Below are 25,973 nucleotides of genomic sequence, written 5' to 3'. Positions count from 1 at the left end.
CTTCCCCCAAAGGCCGGTCCCGCCGGCACGATTCACTGCAGTGATTGTCCCATGCCCTCAGGCTCGGCGCTGCGCTTGTCGGCGATACGGCGTGCATATGCACGCGCTCCAATTGCCTCGAACGCGCGCTGCGCGCGCAGATGCGCGGCGGCGCGCTCGGCGGGATCGGTGGTCCAATGGCCTCGAGCCAATTCCAGCCAGGGCCGGAATCCCTCCGCCCCGGTATCGTCAACCAGCCACTGCATGCGCTGCATGGTTTCCGCGATCCGCTGCCGCCGCTGAGGAGTCGGCTCCAGGCGCAGCCACGCCACCAGTGCGATGATCTCCCAGACGCGCGAACCGGAGCGCAATGCACTGTCACGTGCCTGCAGCGCCATGTCTTCTGCCTCACCGTCGCGCTGCGCAACCAACAACGCCAGCGCGTGCGTCGACAGATGATTGGACTCAAATTGGTGTGCGGGAGCGCCGGCAACTACCATCGGCCGTGCTTCCATCAAGGCATCGATCGCCGGCTGCGCCCTGCCGTGCAGCAGATGCGCCAGCGCCACCGCGCGCAATGCGACCGAACGGAAGAACGGACTGCCATGCTGCTGGGCATATTCCAGACTGCGATAGGCCGACTGCTCGATCCCGCTCAGATCGCCGCTGATCAAGCCAAAATCCACGCGATTGGCATACATCCAGCTGACCGGCTGTTGCTGCGCTTCCGCGAATGCCAAGGCCCCGTCCAGCTCGGCTCGCGCCAAATCCAGCCGTCCCTGCCAGGTCAGCATCAGTCCGTAGAAGCCACGCGAGGCATGATTTTCTTCATCGATCGGCCGGCGGCGCCAGTCGCCCCCGGCGCGATCAAGAATCTCCAGTCCGCTACGCACCTGCCCGGCCGCATTGCTGGACAGCAGCACCGCCAAGCGAAACCGATTCAGCAGCGCAGCCTGTCCGGTGTCTAGACATCGCTGCGCAGCCTCCTGATGAACGCGTGCGGCGGCGTCGACCTGGCCGCGATGCAGCAGTTCATTGCCGTAGGAAATCTGCAGCTCGACCTGAGCCGCCAAATCATCCTCCGCCATTGCTCGCGCGTCGCGCCATGCGCGTTCGATTTCTTCGGCCGGAATCTGGGCGAACTGCGCCATCCGGATTAGTGCGGCGCGGGCAAGAACCCGGCCGCGCGCCACTTCAGGACTGTCCGCAGCACGGTCAAAATGAATCACCGCGCGTCGGCACTGATCCAGAGCCAGGTCCGCATCCCGCACCATCGCCCAGCGAAAGCCTTTCAGGTTCCAGCTTCCGGCACGTACCCATTCCCCGGCGCGCTGCCAATGCTCGGCGATCCGCACCGAAAGTTCGCTGGCGGTGTCGTCCTGGCCATGGCGTTGCTCCAGCAATTCGGCAAGCTGGGCATGCACCGCACGGCGCCGACTTTCCAGCTGCCCCAGGTACGCCACCTCCTGCACCAGCGGATGACAGAACGCGAAGCCGTCGTCGAGCGTGTGCACAAATCCCAGCTCTTCAAGCAGCCCCAGCTGTGCCGCGACATGGTCCGCATCGACACCCGCAAGCGTCTGCAGCAGATCCTGATCAAACTGCTGGCCAATCACTGCGGCCGCCTGCAGCAGACTGCGCGCCGCGTCCGGCAGGCGGTCGATTCGTGCAGCCAGCAGCGCCTGCACACTATCGGGCATCGGCCACTCATCGACTGCGCGAACCAGCTTCCACGCCCGCGACTGGCCTTGCAGCCAGCCCCCGTCGACCAGCGCCAGCACCGCCTCTTCGACGAAATAGGGATTGCCGCCGGCACGTTGCGCAACCACCTCGGCCACCTCGGCAATGCTGGGATCATCGCCCAACAGCGTCCGCGCCAGCTGCAACAGATGTTGCGCATTCAGCGCCGTCAGCGGAATCGATTCATGCACCAGAGGCTGCAACCACTCCGACGCGTAGTCGGGACGGAAATTCAGCAGCAGCAGGCAATTCTTTCTCGCAACGCTGCGACACAGGTGCGCCAGGAACGCTTCACTGCCCGCATCGAGAAAGTGCAGATCCTCGACCAGCAGGATGGTCGGTTCGCCACTGCATGGCAGGTAGTCCGCCAGTTGTTCCAGCATCTGATCGCGCGCGCTGTTCAGGGTTTCCGGCTGTTGCTCGAATTGTTCGCGCACGCCAAGAAATTCGAATACATGCGGCAGAACCGCGGCATTCGCCGGATCTTCCAGCAGCAGTGCGCCAGCAACCCAGCGCCGTGTATCTTCGGGCGTCGCATCATCCGGCACGCCCAGCTTGCTGCGCAGCAGGTGCCGGATCGGCAGCAGCGGCAAGCGACTGGCATACGGCACGCCAGTGGTTCGATGGACCGCGACGCCCTCGCGCTCGCAGGCGACGACAAATTCACGACACAGCCTGGATTTGCCAATGCCGGCATTGCCGATCACCGCCACGACCTGCCCCTCACCCTGACGCACACGCTCGAACGCAGACATCAGCTGCTGCATCTCCGGCTCACGCCCGATCAGCGGCGCCCCGGATCGCGCCAAGCTGCGATCCAGCCGCGTGCGCAGACCATTGGCCACCCCCTCCAGTTCGCTGACTGCGACCGGCGCATCGAAACCGGCGATCTGCGTCGCGCCGAGGCTGCGCAGGCGAAACGATCCTTCCAGCAACCCGGCAGTATGGGTGCTGACATAAATCCGACCCGGCTCACAGATCTGCTCCATCCGCGCCGCCATATGCACGGTCGGCCCCTGCGCGGTGTAGTCGCTGCGCAGATCGTCACCGATCCGGCCGACAACGACATCACCGCTGTTCAAGCCAACACGCAGGGAAAGATTGATGCCGTGCTGAAGACGCAGCTCGTCGGCATAGCGCCGCACTTCACGCTGCATGTCGAGCGCGGCGAACGCTGCATGCGCGGCATGGTCTTCAAGCGCCTGCGGCGCGCCGAACAGAGCCATGATGCCGTCGCCGGTGTACTGGTTAACCGTGCCCTGGTAGCGGTGCACCGCCGCGCCCAGGATCGCGAAGAAACGGTCCAGGATGTGATGCCACAACTCCGCACCGGCCTGCTCGGCGAGGCGCGTCGAACCCTTGATGTCTGCGAACAGCACCGTCACGCGCTTGCGCTCACCCTGCACCGCCGCCGGGCGATGGATCGTTTGCTCCAGATGACGCGGCGTATAGCCGCCTTCCGCAGGCGCCTGCAGCCGGGCGCCGCACTGATTGCAGAAGCGTGCTTCCTGGGGATTGCGCTGCGCGCAGGCCGGACATTCGATCGAATCGGTCGACATCGCCTCCGTCACTCTCCTCGTGCGCTGGCAGGCAGCTATTGAAGCACGCGGCGCAACCCGACGCATCCGTTCCCCGAGGACTGACGGCACGGGGATACTTCCGACATACCGCGCTATGCTTGAGGCCTCGCGAGCAAGGGCGGGCCATCTGGCCCGGGGAGAAATTGCAGATGATTCTGGTCGTCGGCGCTGGCGCCGTGGGAACGATCCTGTCCACCTATCTGATGAGTGTGCGACGGGAGCCGGTCAAGCTCTATGTACGCGACAAGGATGTGACCACTCTGCAGACAGTCCAGAACCTGCGCGTCGAGCACGCGGGAGCCGGGCATCCGCCGATCGTCGCACCCAAGCCGATCCTGACGCAGTCGCTGTCACTGGACGACGTTGACTTCCTGTTCCTGTGCGTCAAATTTCGCGACCTGGATACCGTGCTTGACGCACTTCCACCGATTCCGCAGCGCTGCGCCATTGTCTGCACGCTCAACGGCGTCGGCGCGCTGCGTCGCATTCACGAGCGTCTGCCGCAAGCACGCGTCGTCGCGCTGACGGTCATGTTCAACGGGCAGATGCTGGAACCCCTGCATGCGCGCATCACCACGCGGCCACAGATCCTGGTCGATTGCGAAACCGGGCGCCTGTGCGGGGCCTTCGTCGGCAGCGGCATGGACGTCACCCGAACGACCGGCGAAGCGGCCGCCTGGGGCAAGCTGCTGATCAATCTGGCAAACGCGATCGGCGCGCTGACCCACACCACGTTCAAGGATCTGCTGACACAGCAGGATCTGCGCGCAATCTACACCGCCGTGCTGGACGAAGCCGTCGGCCTGCTCGAACACGCCGGCATCACCTACCAGTTGCCGTCACCGATACCCTACCGCTGGTATCGGAGTCTGATCGCGGGCCGCACCCGGCTGCCCTGGTGGTTTGCGCGCTGGCGCAACGGCCTGCGCGATGGCTCGTATCCCTCGATGGTTGCCGACGTCGACGCCGGGCGTACCACCGAAATCGACCAGCTCAATGGCGAGATCGTCCGCCTGGGCCTGGAGCATGGCAAGCCGACTCCGGTGAACGCCGAGCTGGTCAGCCTGGTGAGAAAACTGGAAGGGATGACGCAGCCGCCCTATCTGACCCCGGCGGAACTGCGCGGACGCCTGGGCGTCTAGCGCCAAAGCGGTGTCGCCTATACCAATGCTGAATTGCCCCGCCGGACGGGGCAATTCAGCAAGGATCAAGCCCTGGCGCAGCGTCAGCGCCCGCGTGGCCCCAGAAAAAGCCACAGCACGAAACCCAGCACCGGCAGAAACGCGATCAGCAAAATCCAGAGCACTTTTTTGCCGGTCGTAGCCGAGCTCTGCACGGTGCTGACGATCGCCCAGATATCGGCGACCAGGACCAGAAATCCCCACAGGCCCATGCCCGAAAAATTCATATTCACGCGCCGCGCTCCCTGATCGTTGGTTCAGCCAATAGTTTAGTAGCAGCCCCCGCCGCGCGCGTCGGATCGATGCCATCGCGCGCCGCAATCCGGCGCCAATGCCGCGATAACTTTGGTGCCGGCAGCGTCGAAAGCGATTCCCACAACACCTTGTGCCATGCGGCCGCCAGACGATCCGCCTGCTGCAGTCCGGCGGATGAACCATCGGCACTGGCCACAAACATCCGCGCCTCGACCTCATCCCGCGTAACCTGCAGACGCTCGCGCAAGCGGAGGTCGCCCAGCGCCCAGCGATGCAACCATTCATGCCGTCGCCACAGTGGCGCCTCGATTCTGCGATCAGGGTCCGTCAGTACGGACCATTCACCGTCGAACGTCACCGGCCGGAAGATCGACAGACACGGCGCCGAGGTACCGGTCAGCCATTGCTGAGCGCCTTTGGCACCGAGCTTCGCGATCAGCGAACCCGTCGTCTGATGCCGTCGCACCAGCCCGGCCGAGTGCATGCATAGATCGGCATTGCTCCCGTGCTCGAGGGTCCGGTCCGCGTGGCGATGTGTCCGCAGATGTCGCGCAAAACGCGCCATGCTGGGCGACTCCTGCGCGCTCAGACACTGCATTGACAGCCTGCGGCGGCTGGACGAGCGGGCGAACCACGGCATCAGCCGCGTATCGAATTGCGCGGCAAAATCCGCTCGGCCCGCCGAGAGATCCGCCGAGCAGCGTTCGTAATCGGCACCGATACTCAGTGCATTGGAAATTGCCGCATGCCCGCGCACCCGCCGAGCAACCCAGCTGCGGCCGGCAGTTTCCAGCACCCAGGCCCCAGCGGCATCCGCCACGATGAAGCTGCTGTCGTAGCAGAAGCTCTGGTCCTTGTAGCCGGCCGCCCCCCCCTGCCCGTAGCGTTCCAGCAGCGTGGTCATGACTTCAATCGCGGCGTCGGCCGTGGCCGCACGCTCCAGCCCAAGGCGCACCAGATCCATGCCCAATAGACCTGGGTGCAGACTGGCACGCTTCGAAAATATTGCCTCGTTGCCGATCGCCACCCCGGCTTCATTGACGCCCATTTCCGCGCCCCAGCACCACACCGGCTGCGACAGGATCGTCGCCAGGCGGTCTGGCACCTGCTCGATCTCGATGTGCGAAACGCGCACCAACTTCTGTCGGTCATCGTGCACCGCCGAATACCGCAGCACTGGCTGCGGCTCGGACGGCTCCCGGTCCGAATTCTTTGCGAACCAGACCGCCTCGTCGGTGACCAGCACTTGGGTATCACACATGCCGAAAGTCTACTTGTTAGAGTGCCCGTATGCCCCTGCCCTCAGACACTGCCGACAACGCGATGCGCGGATACCGCATCGACGCGCTACCCCTGGACAACGCCTATGCCCGGCTGGGCGATGTGTTCTCAGCACGCGTCGAGCCCGCCCCCGTCACCGCTCCGCGCCTGCTGCACCTCAACCGCTCGCTGCTGGCCCAGCTCGGCATCGATCCGGCAGAGGCAGAGCGCCCGGAATTCACCGAAATCCTGGCGGGCAACCGCCCGCTGCCGGGCGGTGATCCGCGCGCGATGCTGTACGCCGGCCACCAGTTCGGCGGCTGGGTGCCTCAGCTCGGCGACGGTCGCGCGATCCTGCTGGGCCAACTGCGTGCGCCCGATGGGCAGTGCTGGGACCTCCAGCTCAAGGGTGCCGGCAAGACCCCGTTCTCGCGCTTCGGTGATGGTCGCGCGGTGCTGCGCTCCAGTGTGCGCGAGTATCTGTGCGGCGAAGCCTTGCATCATCTGGGCGTACCGACGACACGCGCGTTGAGCCTGATCGCGGCCGATGATCCGGTACGGCGTGAAACACTGGAAACCGCGGCAGTGATCTGCCGCGTGGCCCCCAGCCATGTCCGCTTTGGTCACTTTGAGGTGTTCTACTACCGCGATCAGCACGAGGCGTTGCGAGAGCTTGCCGACCACGTCATCGACGCCCACTTTCCCGAGCTTTCCGGGCGGCCGGACCGTTACGAACGCTGGCTGCGCGAAGTGATCCGGCGCACCGCCCAGTTGATCGCACAATGGCAGTCCCTGGGGTTCTGCCACGGCGTGATGAATACCGACAACATGTCGATCCTCGGCCTGACCCTGGACTACGGGCCGTTCGGCTTCATCGACGGCTTCAACGCCAAACACATCTGCAATCACACCGATGCCGGCGGGCGCTACGCCTACGACCAGCAGCCGACCGTGGGGCATTGGAACTGCTCACGTCTGGTTCAAGCCTGCCTGCCGCTGCTGTCGGACTCACCCGATCAGGCGGTGGAAATAGGCCAGGCGCTAGTCGACGGCTATCCGGCTGCCTATTCCGAGGCGATGACCGCGGCCTGGCGCCGCAAAGTGGGGCTCCGCGAACCGCACGGCGACGACCCGACCCTGATCAACCGCTTTGTCTCGATTCTGCATCGCGGCCGCAGCGATTTCACCCGCAGCTTCCGCGCGCTTGCGACGGTCAATGCCAACGATGAAAGTGCGACCGAGCTGGCAGACATCGTGCACGACAGCGCTGCCCTGGAGGGCTGGCTGAAAGACTATCGGCAGCGTCTGCGAATGGAGGATGGCGACGATGCCGCCCGCAGAGCGCGCATGAACGCCGTCAACCCGAAATTTGTCCTGCGCAATCATCTTGCCCAGGCCGCGATCGAAGCCGCGCAGCGTGGCGATGCCAGTGAAATCGAACGCCTGTTGACGCTGCTGCGAAATCCTTATGACGAACATCCACAGTACGAAAGCCATGCTGCGGAGCCCCCGCCCGAAGCAGCTCACCTGAGCGTCAGCTGCTCGTCCTAAAGGCCGGCGGCAATTCAGACGCTGCGATGCGCTAAGCTCGGCAGACAAGGCATTTCTTGACCGGAGACCCTCATGCGCCTGTTCCATCAAAGCATTCGCCCGCTGGTCCTGCTGGTGCTCGCGGCGGGGCTTCCGGCGTACGCCGCCGACGACACCACCGAAGCATCACAGCAACTCGACCCCATCATCGTTGAAGGCCAGCAGTCGCCGCTGGACTCGAACGCCGGCCGCTACCGGGAACGCCTGCCGTGCATCGGCGAGTGCGCCGACGAAGAACAGCGGGCAACAGAACTGCAACAGATGCTGGACAACATCAAGATGATGTTCATCGCGAGCCAGATGCTGCAGAAACCCGAGATCTATCAGCGCGCACCGATTGCCGCCCCCGTGGACTCACGCCTCAACGACAAGCTGCCCTGACCGTCGGGCAGCCATTGACATGATGAAGGTCAACGACCTCACCGGGTGATCTGGGGCAGTTTGGCGCCGAGCCAAAACAAGAAAGATTGAGGAGAGATGACGGATGCTGCGACTGTCCCCGATTGACGCTGCGTTCCTGCTGGTCGAACAACGGCACATGCCCCTGCATGTGGGCGGTCTGGTCCTGTTTGAACCCCCTGAAGGCGCTCCTCCGGATTTTGCCGCCCAGATCGCCGCGCATCTGCGCGAATCGACCGGCGTGGTGCCGCCCTTCGACCGCCATCCCAACACCCGCTTCGGCTTTCGCTTCTGGGACTCCGAGCGCGAGTTCGATCTGGGCCAGCACTTTGTGCATCTGGCGCTGCCCAAGCCCGGCCGCATCCGCGAATTGCTGGCAATGGTATCGCGCGTCCACAGCGCGCATCTGGATCGCGCCTATCCGCTGTGGCGCATGTATCTGGTCGAAGGTCTCGAAGACGGCCGCATTGCGCTCTACTTCAAGATCCATCACGCAGTGGTCGATGGCATCGCTGCGTTGCGGTTGTTCATGAAGTCGATGTCGAACGATCGCGAAAGTTCGATGCGGATGGCTGCGCCATGGGAGATTCCGTCACGGCGGTCCGGAACCACGCTGGCGGTGCCGGCACCGGCTGCGCTGGGACCTGTGGGGCTGATCGCGAGCCTTGCACGCAACGGCGTGCGCGCAACACCGACCTTCGTCAAACAGTTGCAGCACACTTGGCACGACTACCGCGCGCATAACCCATATCTGGCAACCAGCGTGCAGGCCCCACGCTGCATCCTCAACCAAATGGTCACGGCGTCACGCCGCTTTGCCGCGCAGTCGTATCCGACCGACCGCATACGCGCGGTTGCCGATGCCGTCCACGGAACGCTCAACGACGTGATTCTCGCGCTATGCGCCGGAGCGCTGCGGCGCTACCTGACGGACCTCGACGCACTGCCGGACGAGCCCCTGGTTTCCATTGTGCCAGTCTCGGTACGACGCGACGATGGCGACAGCGGCAACGAAATTGCCTTCGCGCTGGCCAATCTGGCGACGCACCTGAGCGACCCGGTGGAGCGCCTGCTACTGATCAAGGGCTGCATGGACTACAACAAGGCGCGCTTTCGCGAAATGTCGCCGGCCCAGCTGCAGGCATTCAGCGTCGCCCAACTGCTGCCTGGCGCCCTGATGTGGTTGTCACGCTTGGACCCCAAGCATTTCATCGCCAATCTGGTGATTTCGCATGTTCCCGGACCGCGCGAGCCGATGTACTGGCAAGGCTGCCGCCTGGACGGCATGTATCCGGCATCGCTGGTGGTCGACACGATGGCGCTGAATATCACCATCATCAGCCGCGGCGACGCCGTGGATTTCGGTCTGATCGCCTGCCGCCGGGCGGTGCCGAGAGTGCAGCGCATGCTCGACTACATTGCCACCAGCCTCGACGAGCTGGAGGACGCGTTGCTGTAGCCGTCAGTCTGCAGCGCTCGCCAGTACGCGGCGATACAGCGTGCTGCGGCTGACGCCAAGGCGCCGCGCTGCCGCCGACACATTGCCCTTGCAGGACTCCAAGGCATCCTGCATCGCGGCATCGGTCAGCTGCTGCAGATCCATCGCGGCGTCACCAGCGCCCACCACAACACGCGGCGTACGCTGTGTCCGAAACTGCGGCGGCAGATCGTCGATGTTCAGCTCGACGCCATCCTCCGCCAGCACGCGCAGAGTGCGCAGCACAGCCAGCAGCTCACGATAGTTGCCCGGCCAGACATGCGCCGCCAGCCGCGACAGCACGTCGACCGGCAAAGCCTGCGCTGCGCCCAGCGTGCTCCACAGCTCGGCAATCAGCGCGTGCAGATCGACGTGATCGCGCAGCGGCGGCAGCAGTACGCTGTACTGCGCGATGCGGTAGTAGAGATCGGCACGAAACCGCCCTTCCGCCACCGCGGCGTCCAGGGCCTGATGCGTTGCACAGACCAGAGCAAAGTTCACGGCCACCGGCTTGCCGCCACCCAGCGGCGTGACCTCGCGTTCCTGCAATACGCGCAGCAAGCGTGACTGCAACGACAGCGGCATGTCGCCGATTTCGTCGAGGAACAGTACGCCGCCGTCGGCTTGCCGCAGCAGTCCCGCGGCACCGTGCTTGCGCGCTCCGGTAAACGCGCCGTCTTCGTAGCCGAACAGTTCAGCCTCGATCAAACCTTCCGGCAGCGCCGCGCAGTTGACGGCAACGAAGGGGCCGCCGGAACGCGCACTGGCGGCGTGCAGACGCCGTGCAAACACCTCCTTGCCGGCTCCCGTCTCGCCCTGCAGCAGCACCGGCAGATTCGCATCGAGCATGCGCGCCGCACGCTGCAACCGACGCTTCTGCCCGGCATCCAGCAGCACCGGCAGCGCGTCCGGCGTCGCCGCTGGGGTTGCCGGCATCACCGCACGCGGCCGCGATGAGCGCTCGACGTCGATGTGCCCATGCATCGGCTGACCGCGCAGCCCACGCAGATCGGCGCCATCACGCAGTGCGCTCATCGTGGTCGAGAACAACTCGGTGTAGCGAGTCTTGCCCAGATCCTCCCAATCCAGCCCGAACAACGCCAGGCCATGGCGGTTCGCGGCGATCAGGCGATAGTCGTCGAAGACCAGAATGCCTTCACGCGCCGTGCCGAGCAGTGCCGGATCGCGATGCACGCGCACGACGTCGCAGTCCCGGAACGCGCCGTCGAACAGACGTCGCTCGATCTGATCCACCGCCAGGCGCACCATGCCCAGCGCATGCATATGCGCGATCGCGGCATGCCCGGACAGGTCCAGCGCGCCGGCCACCTGCCCCCGCGGATCGAGAATCGGTGCCGCGTAACAGCTCAGAATCCGGTGCGGCACAAAGTAGTGCTCCGCGCCGCGCACTTCGATCGGCCGCCGCTCGACCAGCGCCGTGCCGATCGCATTGGTGCCGGTCATGGCCTCGCCCCAGGCCACCCCCGGACGCAGCGCGACCTGTGCGGCGCGACCGGCAAACTCGGTATCGCCGACGGTATCGAGCACCAGACCGTTGGCGTCGGTCAGGATCACGACGCTGCCGGTATCGCGCGCATCGGCATGCAGCAGTTCCAGTTCCGGCCGGCAGAGCCGGCGCAGGCGTTCGTGGCGTTCGCTGGCTTCGCGCAGCTCGCGCGCATTCAGCATCTCGACCTGCGGCCCCTGCGCCGCTTCCAGCCCCAGTCCGGCACAGCGGATCCACGAACGCAGAATCGCATCGGGCACCAGCCCCCGCGGCGCGCGGCCGTCCTCGAAGAAGCGGCGGCGCGCCGCCAGCACACTGCGATGATCGTTTTCTATAGGCATCGTGTCGTCCTCCGGGACTGTCGCAAATTGCGACACTTGTCCCACGCACTGTTTCCCCACTGTACAACTCGCGGCCCGACTGGCAAGCACGACCTTCGGAGGACGCCTCCAACATTCAACTAATTCCTTACAAATCAGTATCCTGAAACTTTCCGGAACAACTGCGGAAAAGTTGGCACGGGCGCTGCGCCCAGGACTCCATGCATACCCGGCCGAACAACGGCCTCAAATCAGGAGGAGTCCTCAATGAACAAACCCGAAACCGTCACACTGTCGACGCAGTCTCCATTCGCCAGCCGCTATGGAAACTACATCGGCGGCAAATGGGTCGACCCGGTCAACGGCCAGTACTTCGACAATGTCTCGCCGATCAATGGCAAAGTCGTTTGTCAGATTGCACGGTCCGACAAGGACGACATCGAGCTCGCCCTGGACGCCGCGCACGCCGCCAAGGACAGCTGGGGCCGTACCAGCGTCGCCGAACGCGCCAACATCCTGAACCGCATCGCCGACCGCATGGAGGCCAACCTGGCGACGCTGGCGCTGGCCGAAACCTGGGACAACGGCAAGCCGATCCGCGAAACCACCGCGGCTGACATTCCTCTGGCGATCGATCACTTCCGCTACTTCGCCGGCTGCATCCGCGCACAGGAAGGCTCAATCGGCCAGATCGACCACGATACGGTTGCCTACCAGTTCCATGAACCGCTGGGCGTCGTGGGCCAGATCATTCCGTGGAACTTCCCGATCCTGATGGCGGCATGGAAGCTGGCGCCGGCGCTGGCCGCCGGCAATTGCGTGGTGATCAAGCCGGCCGAACAGACGCCGGCCAGCCTGCTGGTGCTGGCCGAGCTGGTCGGTGACCTGCTGCCGCCGGGCACGCTGAACATCGTCAACGGCTTCGGCCTCGAAGCCGGAAAGCCGCTGGCGTCCAGCAACCGCATCGCCAAGATTGCGTTCACCGGCGAGACCACGACCGGCCGCCTGATCATGCAGTACGCCAGCCAGAACCTGATTCCGGTGACGCTGGAGCTGGGCGGCAAGTCGCCGAACATCTTCTTCAAGGATGTCTGCGCCGAGGACGACGACTTCTTCGACAAGGCCATCGAAGGTTTCGTGATGTTCGCGCTGAACCAGGGCGAGGTCTGCACCTGCCCCAGCCGCGCACTGATCCACGAGTCGATCTACGACACGTTCATGGAACGCGCGCTCAAGCGTGTCGAGGCGATCGTCCAGGGCAGTCCGCTGGATCCGGCGACGATGATCGGCGCACAGGCGTCCAGCGAGCAGATGGAAAAGATCCTGTCGTACATCGACATCGGCAAGCAGGAAGGTGCGCAAGTACTTACCGGCGGCGAACGCAATGCACTGGGAGGCGACCTCGCCGGTGGCTACTACGTCAAGCCAACGGTGTTCCGCGGCCACAACAAGATGCGCATCTTCCAGGAAGAAATCTTCGGACCAGTGGTATCGGTCACCACGTTCAAGGATGAGGACGAGGCGCTGCAGATTGCAAACGACACGCTCTATGGACTGGGCGCCGGCGTCTGGAGCCGCGACGCCAACACCTGCTACCGCTTTGGCCGCGCGATCCAGGCCGGCCGCGTATGGACCAACTGCTATCACGCCTACCCGGCCCACGCCGCCTTCGGTGGCTACAAGCAGTCCGGTATCGGCCGCGAGACTCACCGCATGATGCTTGACCACTATCAGCAGACCAAGAACATGCTGGTCAGCTACAGCCCGACCAAGCTCGGCTTCTTCTAGCACCCAAGAGTCTCCTCCCGCTGGCGGCGCTCAGCGCAATGCGCTGACGCCGCCTCTTCTTGGAGGTTCGGCCCACGCCTGGAGGCAGGGCGAAGGGCCCTTTCAACCTACAACGCCGCGTCCGCGACAGCGGGCGGGCTTGGTCGCGGCCGTCGCCAACGGCGCCGCATTCGCTGCACCACAACAGGGGATCCAGTATGAACAAGACACACCGCACATCACTCGCGCTGAGCCGCAGCCTGCTGCTGACTGCACTGCTCGGAACAGCGCCCGCAGCGCTGGCAGAAACCAGCCTGTCCTACACCGTCGGGGCGGCAACCGATTACGTTTTTCGCGGTGTCAGCCAGACCAACGGTGATCCCTTCGTATTCGCCTCGGTCAATCTGAGCAGTGGTGCGTTCTACGCCGGCGCCGGCGCCGAGAACGTGGACTTCGGCAATGACATCGATCTGGAGTACGACATCTACGGCGGCTGGCGTCCGGCGCTCGGGGCATGGCAGCTGGATATCGGCGTGGTCCGCTACGGCTATCGCAATCAGCCCGATGGCGTGGACATCGACACGATCGAGTACAAGCTCGCTGCGGGCCGCAGCTTCAATGCCGTCTCGCTCGGCGCTGCAGTGCTGTACACCACCGACTATTTCGGCAGCGACGACAGCGGCACCTACGCCGAACTCAATGCCAAGTATGCGATCAATCCGAAATGGTCCCTCGGTGGCGCCTACGGCCAGCAGAGCATCAGCGCCGGCACAGACTTCGCTACCTGGAACTTTGGCATCAGCTACGCCGCAGTCGAACATGTGATGCTGGACCTGCGCTATTACGACACCGATGCACACGAATTCGGCAAGAACTTCGAAGACCGGATCGTTGCAGCGTTGAACGTCAGCCTCTGATCGCCAGCTGACCCGACTCCGGCCTTGCGGCTCCGCGCGAGGCCGGAGGTTTCACACCAGGTCCGAGGAGTTTCCGATGAACGCCTTCCCATCACGTGTCCTCTCCACACCCATGGCCGATCAGCTGATTGCACATCTGCGCGACCGCCACGGCGAAGTGCTGTTCCACCAGTCCGGCGGCTGCTGCGACGGCTCGTCGCCGATGTGTTATCCGGTCGCCGACTTCATTGTGGGTGACCAGGACATCCTGCTCGGCGAAATCGCCGGGGCCCGCTTCTTCATCAGCCCGTCCCAGTTCGAGTACTGGAAACACACGCAGCTGATCATCGATGTCGTGGACGGACGCGGCGGCATGTTTTCGCTGGAGAACGGCACCGGAAAGCGCTTCCTGACCCGATCGCGTCTGTTCACGGAGGCTGAATTCGCTGCACTGCCACCGGTGCGCAGCGGCAACACCGCGGTCTGATTCCGCTTCGACTGCAACAGCGACGCCGCGCGCATCCCGTCCGGCCCGGCTAAGCTTGGGCGTCATGGACATCCGACGCTTTTTCCTCGCCCTGGAGCGCATCCGCACGATCGACTGGATCATGCTGGTGCTGGCATTCGTCTCGATCGGACTGCTGGCCTATGAGACCTGGGGCCCGGTCACCGCGATCGAACGGCGCGACATCATCATTGCCGACTACATCATCTGCGCCATCTTCGCCGCTGAGTTCACCTGGCGCTGGCGCGCCGCCGGCTGGCAGCGCAGCTTCCTGATCCGCAACTGGTACGAGATCCTCGGCATGATCCCGGTGTCGCATCCTGCGATCCGCGGCTTCCGCCTGTTCCGCATCCTGCGCATCGTGGTCCTGCTGTCGCGCTTCGGCTTGGCCGCTGACCGCGCCTTCGGCGAGGACTTTACCTATCTGCTGGTCAACAAATTCCGCGACACCATCGTCAAGGCAATCAGCGGTGCCGTCACCATTGCAGTGCTGGACCAGGTCGAAGGCGTACTGGCCAAGGGGCGCTACACCGAAAACATCTCGCGCGCGCTGGCCGACAACCAGGTGCAGCTGCGCTCGACCATCGTCGAAAAATTGAAACAGGACCGCCAGACCGGGCGATTGGCGCGGCTGCCGTTCTACGACGACATCGTGCAGTCGGTCATCGATGCCGCAATGCGCGTGATCGAAGAGGTGCTCAAGGACCCGCGCACCGACGAGCTGGTGGCGGACATGCTGCGCGAGAACCTGCAGCAACTCCGTGCGGCGGTCGCCGAGCATCAGAAGGAAATCGACCAGCTCGCGCGCCAGCAACGTCAGGCGGCAGATTCCGAGACATCGGCTTCCGGTTAAGGTCGGCACGAAATCTGCTGAGATCCTTTTTATCTTTTGTTGACATCAAAGGATGCATCATTGGGAATCTAATGAATAAAAAGGTAAGGCGCATACGATGGAGCAGTCTGTTGCTGGCGATGATCGCCGGCATGCTGGTGCTCACCCGTACGGTCGACCTGCACTGGCACACCCATCTGGCCGATCCGCTCAGCGCCGACCATCCGGTACCCCTGGTCTATCTGGCGAATGCGTCCGTACCGCATCTGGCCAACGATCAGGATGTGGACACTGCAGTCGTCGGCGATGAGGCTGGAAAGCCCGATCTGCGCACACCCCGCGACACACCACGCAAACCCATCGCCTTTCTGACAGAAACGGCGACGGACCTGGCAATACCGCAGTTCTATGTGCGATTTGCCGGACTGCAACCGCGGCAGACCCACGTCCGGCGTCTACACCGCAGCGTTCTGCGTCCACCGCTGCGCGCGCCGCCACTCTGATGGTTCCCTCCCGGTTCCGCAAATCGCGGAACGCTTGCTGACGCTGAGCCGACACAACCCGGTCGATTCGCGCGTCTGATGTCCGTGTGCCGCCGCGCTGCCATTCGCGCGGGTGGCCCAGATGAGGGATTCCCATGTATCCGAGATCACGACCTCGCAAGGTCGCTCTGTCTCTGTTGGTCATGCTGGTTGCCGCGACAGCAGCCGGCTTCGCCCAGGCCGCCACGACGCCCCAGCCTGGCGCTGCCTTGACGATGCGCGCAGCTCTGCAAGCCGCGCTGAACAGCAACCCCGCACTTGACGCCTTTGCACCGCAACGGAGTGCGGCCGAAGCGCTGACGCTGCAGGCAGGCCTGAAGCCCAACCCCGAGATTGGCATTGATGTCGAGAATTTCGCCGGCTCCGGTGACTACAAAGCCGCAGATTCCATGGAAGCTACGCTGCGTCTTGCGCTTGCGCTGGAAGGCAGCGAAAAACGTCGCGCACGGGTTGCCGTAGCGCGCGACGGCATCGTTCGCATCGACACTGACTACACGCTGGCACGCCTGGATGTGGCCGCCGATACGGCGCGCCGCTTCATCGACGTGGTTGAATCGCAGCAGCAACTGCAACTGGCCCAGCACAGCGCAGACATCGCCGAATCGGTCTACGCCATGGCCGACCGCCGCGTGCGCGCCGGTGCCGCCAGCGACCTCGAACGTCAACGCGCTGCAATCGGGCGTGAGCGTGCCTTGCTGGAAGTCGAGCACTACGAACATCTGCTGCTGACCCAGCGGCGCTGGCTTGCCGCACAGTGGGGCGCAGATAGCGCGGAGTTCAGTCAGGCCGAAGCCAATCTGCTGGAACTTCCATCGCTGCCGGAGCCAGAACAACTGCTCGCGCAGTTGAGTAGCAGCCCGGACTACGCACGCTACGACATCGAACGCCGCCTGCGCGAGTCAGAGCTGGCGCTGGCACGCGCGCAGGCCAGCGGCAACCCGGTCCTCAGTACCGGAGTGCGGCGCTTTGAGCGCAGCAACGATGTGGGCCTCGTCGCCACGCTGCTGTTTCCGCTGCCATGGTCCGACCGCAACCAGGGACGCATCGCCGCCGCCGCCGCGCAGCGTGACCTTGTGGAGGTGCAGCAGCGTGGCGCGTTGATCCATGCCAAGGCGGCCCTGTACGACCTGACACAGGAACTCCGGCACGCGCGCACCCTGGTCGAAACCCTGGGCCAGACCCTGATCCCGCGCGCTGACGCAGCGCTGAAGGCGACTCTGCGTGGATACAACGAAGGCCGCTACTCGCAACTCGATGTTCTCGACGCCCGCACGACCGCGCTGGAACTTGAACGCGAGCGTGTCACCAATGCCGCCGACTATCACCGCTTTCTGGCTGCGATCGAGCGCATGACCGCGCTTGCGCCCCCCGACGATGCGACCGCCGCGTCGCCCGCACCCTAGGACGCCGAACATGAACCCATCCATCGCCACAGCATTCACCACCCCGCGCCTGATGAATCGGATTTCGACTGCGCTGCCGCTGGCACTGCTGGCACTGAGCTTGAGCGCCTGTTCCGCAAAGCCGACGGAGGCGCCATCAGTCGACACCACGGCAACCGCGCCAACGGCAGCGGAAGTGATCCGCATCGCTCCGGCCGATTACGCCGGCAACCGCATCACGATAGCCACTGCGGGGCCCGCAACCCTCTCCGAGACGCTTGAGGTCTACGGCGAGATCACCCTTCCACGCAACCGCAAGCGCCAGCTGTCCGCGCGTTACCCGGGCATCGTGCGCAGCGTGGACGTGCGACAGGGAGACGCCGTCAAAGCCGGGGACGCGCTGCTGACGATCGAGTCCAGTGACAGCCTGCGAACCTACCGGCTGACGTCCCCCATCGACGGCATCGTGCTGGAGCTCCACGCCGGCACCGGAGAATCAGTCAGCGATGCGGTGCTGGCCGTGGTGGCCGATCTGAGCCAGGTCAACGCCGCGTTGACCGTATTCGCCAGCCAAGCAGGCCAGGTTGCGCTCGGTCAGGCCGTTGAGGTCATGCAAAGCAGCGCAGCGGATGCGCCAATCCGGTCGAAACTGACGTACGTCGGCGCCGAAGCCGACAGCAGCAACCGCGGCGTCAGCGTGCGTGCACCACTGGACAACGTCGATCGCCACTGGCTGCCGGGTCAGTTCGTGAAGGCTCGGATCGAGATCCGGCAACACAGCGCGGCATTGGCGGTCCCCGCCGACGCAGTCCAGTCGATCGACGGCAAACCCAGCGTCTTTGTCGAAACGCCGGACGGATTGACGCCACAGCAAGTCCGTCTCGGTGCCGCGGACTCGGCGAATGTCGAGATTCTCGAGGGAATCGTGGCCGGAACCCGTGTCGCTCGCGGCAACACCTTCATGCTCAAGTCCGAGCTGCTGACGCGCGAAGAGGAATGAGCCGATGATCACACGACTCCTCCACCTCGCCGTCACCCGTCGCTGGCTGATGATGGCGATGACGCTTGGCCTGTGCATCATCGGCGTACTGGCCTATCAGCGTCTGCCGGTAGACGCGGTACCCGACATCACCAACGTCCAGGTGATGATTGCCACACGTGCACCCGGATATTCGCCGCTCGAAACCGAACGCCGTGTGACTTTCCCGATCGAGACCGCGCTGGGCGGCCTGCCTGGGCTCAGTCAGACCCGCTCGATTTCAAAGTACGGCCTGTCGCAGGTCACGGCAGTCTTCGCCGACGGTACCGATCTTTACTTTGCGCGACAGCAGGTCAACCAGCGCCTGCAGGAAGTGCGCGGCAGCCTGCCGGGCGGAATCGAACCGACTCTGGGCCCGGTGGCGACCGGACTCGGCGAGATTTTCATGTACGCACTGACGGCTGACGCCGATGCGCGCCAGGCCGACGGCAGTCCCTATGACGCAACCGCATTGCGCAGTATCCAGGACTGGATCATCCGTCCGCAGTTGCGTCAGACCGCCGGCGTTACTGAAGTCGACTCGATCGGCGGCGTGGTCAAGCAGTATCACGTACTGCCCGACCCGACGATGCTGCTGGCGCACCGGCTCAAGCTCGACGACGTGGTGATGGCGCTGGAGGAAAACAACGCCAGCCGCGGCGCCGGCTACATCGAGCGCAATGGCGAACAACTGCTGGTGCGCACGACCGGAGAACTGCGCAGCATTGACGACATTCGCAACGTCGTCATCGCAACCGTTGACGGCACCCCGGTGCGCATCGCCGACGTTGGCGAGGTAAAAATTGGCGGCCCCCTGCGCACCGGCGCCGCCCAGCTGGGCACCGAGGAAACGGTGCTGTCGACCGCATTCATGCTGATCGGAGAAAACAGCCGCATTGTCTCGCGCCGTGTTGCGGAGAAGCTCGACGAGATTCGCCAGCAGTTGCCCGAGGGCGTACGCGCGCTGACGGTTTACAACCGTACCGATTTGGTCGAAAAGACTGTCGGCACGGTTCAGAAGAACCTGATCGAAGGCGCGGTCTTGGTCGTTGTCGTGCTGTTCCTGATGCTGGGCAATCTGCGCGCAGCGCTGCTGACCGCGCTGGTGATTCCGGTGTCGTTGCTGATGACTTTCACCGGCATGGTTGGCGCCAATGTCAGCGGTAATCTGATGAGTCTGGGCGCGCTCGACTTCGGCCTGATCGTCGACGGTTCGGTGATCATCGTCGAGAACTGCATCCTGCGTCTGGGCGCCGAGCAGCATCGCGTCAGCAGCCCGTTGTCGCTGGCCCATCGGCTGTCGATCGTGCACGAGGCAACAGCTGAAGTGTTCAGACCCAGCTTGGTGAGCGTGCTGGTGGTCGTGCTGGTCAACCTGCCGATCTTCGCGCTGACCGGTGTCGAAGGAAAGATGTTCCATCCGATGGCGCTGACCGTGGTGATGGCACTGCTTGCCGCGCTGTTCCTGTCGGTGACGATGGTGCCCGCGCTGATCGCGATCCTGCTGCGCGGTCCGATTTCTGAAAAGGAAAACCTGATCGTCCATTCCGCCAAGCGCATCTACGCGCCGGCGCTGGCCTGGTCGCTGCGCCGGCCGACCCCGATCCTGACCGGCGCGGTCGTGCTGGTGCTGATCTGCGGGGTGATGGCCACGCGACTGGGCACCGAGTTCATCCCCAACCTCGATGAAGGCGATCTGATCATCCAGCCCACCCGCGTGCCGGGCGTGGGCATTGAGCAGGCCGTGACCGAACAGGTCCGGGTCAACGCTGCGCTGATGAACGTGCCTGAAGTCGCCAGAGTGTTCGCGCGCACCGGCACCAACGAGGCGGCAACTGACCCGATGTCTCCCGGTGAGACCGATACCTTCGTGATGATCAAGCCGCGTCATGAATGGCCGGATCCGGCCAAGCCGAAAGCCCAGCTGATCGAGGAACTGGCCGCCACGGTCGATGCGGTGCCGGGCGCGTCCTACGGTTTCACCCAACCGATCCAGATGCGTTTCAACGAGCTGATCTCGGGCGTCCGCGCCGATCTGGCGATCAAGATCTTCGGCGATGATCTGGACACGCTGGAACGTGTTGCGCGACGCGTCGCTGCTGAAATCACTGCAGTCCCCGGGGCTGCCGATGTCAAGGTCGAACAGGCCAGCGGCCTGCCGATGCTCGCGGTCGAGCCTGATCGCGAACGTCTGGCGCGCTATGGAGTCAACGTTGCCGAGGTTCAGGATCTGGTGGCGGTTGCCATTGGCGGCCAGCCAGCCGGGCAGATCTTCGAAGGCGACGCGCGCTACGACGTCGTCGTGCGCCTGCCCGAATCGCAACGCACTGATCCGTCCGCACTGGCACGTCTGCCGTTGTTGCTGAACGGCAGCGGCGGCTACATACCGCTGTCCGAAGTCGCGCGGGTCGAACGCACCCTGGGGCCGAACCAGATTTCGCGCGAGAACGGCAAGCGCCGCATCGTGGTGACGGCCAATGTGCGTGGTCGCGACCTCGGCGGCTTCGTCGGCGAGGCGCAGACCCGCGTCGCCAGCGCCGTGGTCTTGCCGCCGGCCTACTACATGACCTGGGGCGGCACCTTCGAACAGCTGACTTCGGCGGCGCAACGCCTGACCATCGTGGTGCCGATCGCGCTGCTGATGATCTTCGGCCTGCTTTACCTGACGTTCGCCTCGGTCAAGGATGCCTTGCTGGTGTTCTCAGGCGTACCGCTGGCCTTGACCGGGGGCATCCTGGCGCTGTGGTTGCGCGACATTCCGCTGTCGATCTCCGCCGGCGTCGGCTTCATCACGCTATCCGGCGTGGCAGTCCTCAGCGGCGTCGTGCTGGTGTCGATGTTCCGCGAACTGCTGTCCCAGAACAGCGCGCTGATCGATGCAGTGACTGAAGGTTCGCTGACGCGACTGCGACCGATTCTGATGATCGGACTGGTCGCGTCGCTGGGCTTTCTGCCAATGGCGCTGAACACCGGCACCGGTGCCGAAGTCCAGCGTCCGCTGGCTACTGTCGTGATCGGCGGCATCCTTTCGGCCACCTTGTTGAGCCTGCTGGTGCTGCCGACCCTGTTCGCCGCCGTTCATCGCAAGGACAGCGACTGAGCTGCATCCACCAGAAGTCACGGCTGGGAGCCGCAGCGTCACTGCGCAGCGGCCCCAGCCTTATTCAGAATTGAACGATGGCCGGCTGCGCCACAGCGGGCTGTGGGTTGGAACGCTCGATGCGCGTAACCACCTGGGCGAATTCAGCGACCGGCACACCGGGACTGAACATGAAGCCCTGCACCTCATGGCACCCGCGCGCACGCAGATAGTCGCGTTGCGCTGCGGTCTCCACGCCTTCGGCGATCACTTGCAGGTGCATTGAACGCCCCATCGCGATGATCGCGTTGATCACGGCGGTGTCAGCGGTATCTTCACCGAGATCACGAATGAAGGAGCGATCGATCTTCAGCTTGCTGATCGGAAATTGCGAAATGTACGCAAGACTGGAATAGCCCGTTCCAAAATCGTCGATGGCAACACCGACCCCCAGGTGTCGCAAACCGCGCAGAACTTCTGCGGCATCGGCCGGGTCGCCGATCAGCATGCGCTCGGTCACTTCCAGCGTCAGCAACTGCGGCGGCAGACCGCTGTTCTGCAACGCCGAACGCACCACGTCGATCAGACGCGCATTGTGAAACTGCTTGGGCGAAATGTTGACGGCGATGCCCAGTGGACGCGCAAGCTGCTGTGACAACAGCATCGCATCGGCGCAGGCCTGTCCGAGCAACCCGTCTGCCATCTGATTGATCAGACCGGTTTCCTCGGCAATCGGGATGAACACATCGGGGGGAATGAAGCCCCCCTTGTCATCGGGCCAGCGCAGCAGCGCTTCCATCCCGGTGACTTCGCCGTCGCCCAGCGATACCAGAGGCTGGTAATGCAGCAACAGACGCTTGCGCGCAATCGCCCGGCGCAGCGCACTCTCCATCGCCATCTTGCTCTCGCTGGCGCGCAGCATGTCCTGCGAGAACAGGCTGTAGCGATTTCGCCCATGCTCCTTGGCGTGATACATCGCGGTATCCGCGTTCTTCAGAAGCGTGATCGTGTCGGCACCATCATCGGGATACAGGCAGACGCCGACGCTGGGTGTGACATGCAGTTCGTGCGCCCCAACGCTGATCGGCTGCGGCAACACGTCGACCAGGGTCCGGGCGACGCGCAGCGCGTCTTCCTGATCGGAAATCCCCGGCAGCACGACAACAAACTCGTCACCGCCCATGCGCGCGACGGTATCGCCCTCGCGCACGCTATGACGCAGACGCGAAGTCACCTGGATCAGCAACTCGTCGCCGACGTGATGTCCCAGCGAATCATTGATGCGCTTGAAGTGATCCAGATCGATCATCAGCACACCGACCTTCTGCGCAGTGCGGCGTGCCTGCGCCATCGCAACTTCCAGACGGTCAGTGCACAACGCCCGGTTCGGCAGCTCGGTCAGTGCATCGTGGTGCGCCAGATGCCGGATGTAGTCTTCGGTACGCTTGCGTTCGGTGATGTCGTAGGCAATGACCAGAAAGCCGGTGACCGCGCCAACCTCATCGCGCAGTGCGGTGACGACCTGATTGACCAGCACCCGACTGCCGTCCTTGCGCTGGTAGCTCCACTCCCGCTCATCGACCTGCCCGCGCCGCACCGGACTCAGGACGTTGTCGATCACGGATTGGGTTTTTCCATCGTCGGCAGAGTCGGTTCCGAGAATCCAGCCCAGATTTCCGCGACCGACCAGTTCATCCTTGCGGTACCACAACAGTGCTTCCGCAGCGGGATTGATTTCGGCCACCCTCAGATCGGTATCCACGGCGATCACCGCAAATGGCGCATGACTGAGAATCGACTCGCGCAGCGAGTGCGCGGCAGCCAGCGCGGCCTGTGCCTGACGGATCAGGGTCAGATCGCGAATCGTAACGACAACCGCACCACCCTCGGCATCGACCTCGCCCGACAGCGGGCTGATCGTGACCTCCGCTGGAAATTCCTGATCATTGGCGCGACGCCCGAGCGTCTCGCGTCGGACCGGAGAGGACTGCTGCGCCGTCTGCGGACTTTGTACGTCATCCATCAACGTCGGAAATTCCGGCAACAGTCGCGTGATTTCGGTATCCCGCAAATCATCAACGGTACGGCCGAACATTCGCGCCATCGCATGATTGGCCGAGCTGATCTGCATTCGAGCGTTGACCGTAAGAATCGCGTCAACCGCACTGTCGAGCACGGCCTGCTGACGCTCCTGAGTACGCCTAAGCGCCTGCGTCATCGAACGCGCCAGCGCCACCGCTCGGTCGCGGGCACCGGTCGCCGACCACAGCAGGATCGCCACCAGCAGACTGATCAGTGCACCACCAAGCAGAATCAACAGGGCGCGCGACCAGCCGGTGACCAGCGGTTGCGCCGGAAACGCTTCCACTTTCCAATGGTGTCCGCCAATTTTCAGCGTCCGTGTCCAGCGCGGCGTCGACGGCGACAGATCACTCGGCGTCAGATTCGGCGAGCGGAACAGCAGATCGGCATCGCCGGATTCCGCGGAATCCACGATGCGCAGTTTCAGATCATCGAAACTGTGGCCAAGTACGCCGCTGATCAGATCGTTCATGCGAAGCGGGCTGTACACGAATCCGATAATGCTCTGGCGACGTTCTTCCTGCGTGGCGGGCACACCTCCTCCCGCATAAACCGGCAGATACAGCAGGGTGCCGGCCTGCTGATCAACCTCAGTCTCCTGGACCAGGGTCACGCGACCGGTTAACGAAGCGTCGCCGGTATCGATTGCGCGCTGCATTGCCTCGCGTCGCACCGACTGCGAAAACATGTCATATCCGAAAGCGCGACGATTGCGCAGATCAAACGGTTCCAGATAGACAATGACGCCGTAGTGATCGCGCGATCCGGCAGGATGCAGTTCAAACTCGGGATAACCCTCCGCACGAACCTGTGCGACCAGATCGCCGACCTGCTCGGGCCGCAACCAGCGCGCATAACCAAGGCCCTGGGTGCCGGGATAGCGCTCGGTGACCTGCAGGGTACTGACGAAACGATTCCAGTCTGCACGGCTCACGGCGCTGTCGGTATTGAACAGCGCGACGCCGGCTCTGAGCAGTTGTTCGTAGTCGAAAAAGCGCTCGCCAATGAAATCGGTCACCGCAGCAGTACGCGCGTCGAACTTGCGGTTCGCCGTCTCCTGTTCAACCAATTGCACCTGGCGATAGGCGAACGTGCTCAGCCCCAGACCCGCGAGCAGCGCCAATGCGCCCACAAACCGACTGCGTACCGGATTCATGAAGTCATGATTACAGGGGGCAGCCGGCGCAACAACGCCAATCCGCCCCTGTCTTCGGCTGACGCGCTCCGCCTATCGGATCGTCGCGATTTCGGCACTGTCCGGCAGCAGCCGGTGCACGATCACGGTCGTTTCGAACCCCTTGACCGGCTCATCCGGCAACCGCTGCAAACAGGGGCGCTCGTCGTATCGCTCCACTTCCTCGAGGGTGACGGCGTCGACCAGGACCTCGCCGGATCCGGCGCGCTGACACAGACGCGCGGCAAGATTCACCGCGCTGCCCACGGCCACGTATTCCAGCCGCCCGCCGCCTTGGATCGCCCTGACGGTGACTTCGCCGCTGGCCACCCCGATCCCGACCCCGAGCGCGTCGGTCTGCCCGTCGAGCAGCGCGGTGACGCGTTCGCTGAGTTCACGCGCGAGGCGCAGTGCCCGCCGTGCATGGCGCCGATGCGGCACCGGCGCACCGACCAGAATCAGCACCCCATCGCCAGCGTGGTCCTTGACCATGCCCCCATGCGCAGCCGCAACGTCACCGACCACCGCGTAGTACCGCTCCAGCAGGCCAACCACAGTATCCGAATCCTGACGGTCTGCGTACGCGGTAAAACCGCGCAGGTCGCACACCACCGCGCTGATCCGCCGCTTCTCCCGGCGCAGCGCGACATCGGTACCGCGCAGTTTGACCAGCCGAGCCACCTCGGGGGACAGAAACTCACTCAAGGATTGCGCGCGCTGCGATTGCAGGATCAGGTACCGGATCGTGCCGGCAAGGAACACCAGCAGTCCCGCTGACAGCACCAGCGGAACCCAGCTTTCGCGGATAACCAACGCCGCCAGCAGCAGCGGGGATGCAAACAGCAATGCACGCAGCCGCACAGATTCCACCGGATCGGTACGCGTGATCAGCAGGATCACGATTGCGATGCCTGCCAGCAATGCGGCACTGCCGAGAACCGGCGCAAACAGCGCCCACTCGTAGCCCCGCACCCGGATCGGCCCTTCGATATCGGAGGTTGCCGCCTCCGGTGCCAACAGCAGATACCCAACCTGCATCAGCGCAAAAACGAGAACGAGCAACTGCGCGACACGAAACAACCAGTGCACCGTGCGGCGCAGCGCGTCAGTGGCGGTCAGGCCGATTCGGCGCGCCCACTCGATGCCGGTGATGATTGCGGCGGACTCGACCAGGCGCGCCAGCAGCACGACCCGCCAAAGGGGAAGCTCGGCGCCCTGCTGGTCGGCATTGAGCAGCAGGCGCACTCCGATCAGCACCAGTCCCAAGGCCAGCGCCCGACTGGGCGCGCTGCGCCGGTCGGTCCAGAACAGGATCAGCCCGCCGCCACCCGTCATCAACGCGACGATCAGGTGCTGTCCGTTTGCGACCGCCAGTTCATCCATGCGTGACGCGCCGTCAGCTGGACCG

The 25,973-nt window shown here is 64.1% G+C and carries 18 protein-coding genes; 12 read left to right on the top strand and 6 right to left on the bottom strand.

The annotated features are described in order from the left end of the window. Nucleotides 1-32: 32 nt before the first annotated feature. Nucleotides 33-3,278, bottom strand: coding sequence for an ATP-binding protein (locus E4T66_RS07395; protein ID WP_169577533.1), 3,246 nt, complete (start codon nt 3,276-3,278; stop codon nt 33-35). Nucleotides 3,279-3,448: 170 nt separating this feature from the next. Here E4T66_RS07395 and E4T66_RS07390 point away from each other — a divergent pair, with 170 nt between their 5' ends. Next, nucleotides 3,449-4,441: a ketopantoate reductase family protein gene (locus tag E4T66_RS07390; protein WP_136848273.1), complete on the top strand. Its 993-nt coding sequence runs from the start codon at nt 3,449-3,451 to the stop codon at nt 4,439-4,441. A gap of 83 nt (nt 4,442-4,524) precedes the next feature. On the opposite strand, the gene E4T66_RS07385 is transcribed toward E4T66_RS07390, so the two are convergent. Further along, nucleotides 4,525-4,707, bottom strand: a complete 183-nt coding sequence (locus E4T66_RS07385) for a PLD nuclease N-terminal domain-containing protein (RefSeq protein WP_136848681.1) — start codon at nt 4,705-4,707, stop codon at nt 4,525-4,527. Nucleotides 4,708-4,709: 2 nt separating this feature from the next. Next, complete coding sequence (locus E4T66_RS07380) at nt 4,710-5,996, bottom strand: C69 family dipeptidase (protein ID WP_136848272.1); 1,287 nt, start codon at nt 5,994-5,996, stop codon at nt 4,710-4,712. Nucleotides 5,997-6,025: 29 nt separating this feature from the next. Here E4T66_RS07380 and E4T66_RS07375 point away from each other — a divergent pair, with 29 nt between their 5' ends. The 3 genes from E4T66_RS07375 to E4T66_RS07365 all read left to right on the top strand — a co-directional run bounded on the left by E4T66_RS07375 (nt 6,026) and on the right by E4T66_RS07365 (nt 9,443). Next, on the top strand, nt 6,026-7,546 hold the full coding sequence (locus E4T66_RS07375) for a protein adenylyltransferase SelO (RefSeq protein ID WP_248679507.1): 1,521 nt from the start codon (nt 6,026-6,028) through the stop codon (nt 7,544-7,546). A 72-nt stretch (nt 7,547-7,618) separates the two neighbouring features. Continuing rightward, nucleotides 7,619-7,966 carry a hypothetical protein gene (locus tag E4T66_RS07370; RefSeq protein ID WP_136848271.1) on the top strand — a complete coding sequence of 116 codons (348 nt, stop codon included), beginning with the start codon at nt 7,619-7,621 and terminating at the stop codon, nt 7,964-7,966. Between the two features lie 103 nt (nt 7,967-8,069). Beyond that, nucleotides 8,070-9,443 (top strand): WS/DGAT/MGAT family O-acyltransferase, encoded by a 1,374-nt coding sequence (locus E4T66_RS07365; RefSeq protein ID WP_136848270.1) that lies wholly within the window; start codon nt 8,070-8,072, stop codon nt 9,441-9,443. Between the two features lie 3 nt (nt 9,444-9,446). Here the strand turns inward: E4T66_RS07365 and E4T66_RS07360 are convergent, their stop codons facing one another. Continuing rightward, complete coding sequence (locus E4T66_RS07360; RefSeq protein ID WP_136848269.1) at nt 9,447-11,309, bottom strand: sigma-54-dependent Fis family transcriptional regulator; 1,863 nt, start codon at nt 11,307-11,309, stop codon at nt 9,447-9,449. A gap of 246 nt (nt 11,310-11,555) precedes the next feature. Here E4T66_RS07360 and adh point away from each other — a divergent pair, with 246 nt between their 5' ends. From adh to E4T66_RS07320, 8 genes are all read left to right on the top strand, one after another. Next, nucleotides 11,556-13,076, top strand: a complete 1,521-nt coding sequence (adh, locus tag E4T66_RS07355) for an aldehyde dehydrogenase (protein WP_136848268.1) — start codon at nt 11,556-11,558, stop codon at nt 13,074-13,076. 197 nt (nt 13,077-13,273) lie between these two features. Beyond that, nucleotides 13,274-13,972 carry a TorF family putative porin gene (locus E4T66_RS07350; RefSeq protein WP_136848267.1) on the top strand — a complete coding sequence of 233 codons (699 nt, stop codon included), beginning with the start codon at nt 13,274-13,276 and terminating at the stop codon, nt 13,970-13,972. A gap of 76 nt (nt 13,973-14,048) precedes the next feature. After that, entirely contained in the window at nt 14,049-14,438 is a 390-nt protein-coding gene (locus E4T66_RS07345; protein ID WP_136848266.1) for a DUF779 domain-containing protein, read from the top strand. 64 nt (nt 14,439-14,502) lie between these two features. Continuing rightward, nucleotides 14,503-15,309, top strand: coding sequence for an ion transporter (locus E4T66_RS07340; RefSeq protein ID WP_136848265.1), 807 nt, complete (start codon nt 14,503-14,505; stop codon nt 15,307-15,309). Between the two features lie 71 nt (nt 15,310-15,380). Further along, nucleotides 15,381-15,791, top strand: a complete 411-nt coding sequence (locus E4T66_RS07335) for a hypothetical protein (protein ID WP_211242812.1) — start codon at nt 15,381-15,383, stop codon at nt 15,789-15,791. 134 nt (nt 15,792-15,925) lie between these two features. Then, nucleotides 15,926-17,233 (top strand): TolC family protein, encoded by a 1,308-nt coding sequence (locus E4T66_RS07330; protein WP_136848263.1) that lies wholly within the window; start codon nt 15,926-15,928, stop codon nt 17,231-17,233. A gap of 10 nt (nt 17,234-17,243) precedes the next feature. Next, entirely contained in the window at nt 17,244-18,212 is a 969-nt protein-coding gene (locus E4T66_RS07325) for an efflux RND transporter periplasmic adaptor subunit (protein WP_169577532.1), read from the top strand. Between the two features lie 4 nt (nt 18,213-18,216). Further along, on the top strand, nt 18,217-21,330 hold the full coding sequence (locus E4T66_RS07320; RefSeq protein WP_136848261.1) for an efflux RND transporter permease subunit: 3,114 nt from the start codon (nt 18,217-18,219) through the stop codon (nt 21,328-21,330). 64 nt (nt 21,331-21,394) lie between these two features. Here E4T66_RS07320 and E4T66_RS07315 read toward each other — a convergent pair whose 3' ends face one another. Together E4T66_RS07315 and E4T66_RS07310 are read right to left on the bottom strand one after the other, a co-directional pair. Then, nucleotides 21,395-24,547 carry a bifunctional diguanylate cyclase/phosphodiesterase gene (locus tag E4T66_RS07315; protein ID WP_136848260.1) on the bottom strand — a complete coding sequence of 1,051 codons (3,153 nt, stop codon included), beginning with the start codon at nt 24,545-24,547 and terminating at the stop codon, nt 21,395-21,397. Nucleotides 24,548-24,619: 72 nt separating this feature from the next. Further along, entirely contained in the window at nt 24,620-25,948 is a 1,329-nt protein-coding gene (locus tag E4T66_RS07310; protein ID WP_136848259.1) for an adenylate/guanylate cyclase domain-containing protein, read from the bottom strand. Between the last annotated feature and the right edge of the window lie 25 nt (nt 25,949-25,973).

It is taken from the genome of Sinimarinibacterium arenosum (genome assembly GCF_005047655.1).
In the GTDB taxonomy this organism is placed as follows: Bacteria; Pseudomonadota; Gammaproteobacteria; order Nevskiales; family Nevskiaceae; genus Solimonas.
Note: the sequence above shows the minus strand (reverse complement) of the source record. Positions and strands in the feature narration are given on the sequence as shown.

Coding starts and splice junctions, on each gene's coding strand:
- E4T66_RS07395 (WP_169577533.1), bottom strand. CDS start 3,278: ATGTCGACCGATTCGATCGAATGTCCGGCCTGCGCGCAGCGCAATCCC.
- E4T66_RS07390 (WP_136848273.1), top strand. CDS start 3,449: ATGATTCTGGTCGTCGGCGCTGGCGCCGTGGGAACGATCCTGTCCACC.
- E4T66_RS07385 (WP_136848681.1), bottom strand. CDS start 4,707: ATGAATTTTTCGGGCATGGGCCTGTGGGGATTTCTGGTCCTGGTCGCC.
- E4T66_RS07380 (WP_136848272.1), bottom strand. CDS start 5,996: ATGTGTGATACCCAAGTGCTGGTCACCGACGAGGCGGTCTGGTTCGCA.
- E4T66_RS07375 (WP_248679507.1), top strand. CDS start 6,026: ATGCCCCTGCCCTCAGACACTGCCGACAACGCGATGCGCGGATACCGC.
- E4T66_RS07370 (WP_136848271.1), top strand. CDS start 7,619: ATGCGCCTGTTCCATCAAAGCATTCGCCCGCTGGTCCTGCTGGTGCTC.
- E4T66_RS07365 (WP_136848270.1), top strand. CDS start 8,070: ATGCTGCGACTGTCCCCGATTGACGCTGCGTTCCTGCTGGTCGAACAA.
- E4T66_RS07360 (WP_136848269.1), bottom strand. CDS start 11,309: ATGCCTATAGAAAACGATCATCGCAGTGTGCTGGCGGCGCGCCGCCGC.
- adh (WP_136848268.1), top strand. CDS start 11,556: ATGAACAAACCCGAAACCGTCACACTGTCGACGCAGTCTCCATTCGCC.
- E4T66_RS07350 (WP_136848267.1), top strand. CDS start 13,274: ATGAACAAGACACACCGCACATCACTCGCGCTGAGCCGCAGCCTGCTG.
- E4T66_RS07345 (WP_136848266.1), top strand. CDS start 14,049: ATGAACGCCTTCCCATCACGTGTCCTCTCCACACCCATGGCCGATCAG.
- E4T66_RS07340 (WP_136848265.1), top strand. CDS start 14,503: ATGGACATCCGACGCTTTTTCCTCGCCCTGGAGCGCATCCGCACGATC.
- E4T66_RS07335 (WP_211242812.1), top strand. CDS start 15,381: ATGAATAAAAAGGTAAGGCGCATACGATGGAGCAGTCTGTTGCTGGCG.
- E4T66_RS07330 (WP_136848263.1), top strand. CDS start 15,926: ATGTATCCGAGATCACGACCTCGCAAGGTCGCTCTGTCTCTGTTGGTC.
- E4T66_RS07325 (WP_169577532.1), top strand. CDS start 17,244: ATGAACCCATCCATCGCCACAGCATTCACCACCCCGCGCCTGATGAAT.
- E4T66_RS07320 (WP_136848261.1), top strand. CDS start 18,217: ATGATCACACGACTCCTCCACCTCGCCGTCACCCGTCGCTGGCTGATG.
- E4T66_RS07315 (WP_136848260.1), bottom strand. CDS start 24,547: ATGAATCCGGTACGCAGTCGGTTTGTGGGCGCATTGGCGCTGCTCGCG.
- E4T66_RS07310 (WP_136848259.1), bottom strand. CDS start 25,948: ATGGATGAACTGGCGGTCGCAAACGGACAGCACCTGATCGTCGCGTTG.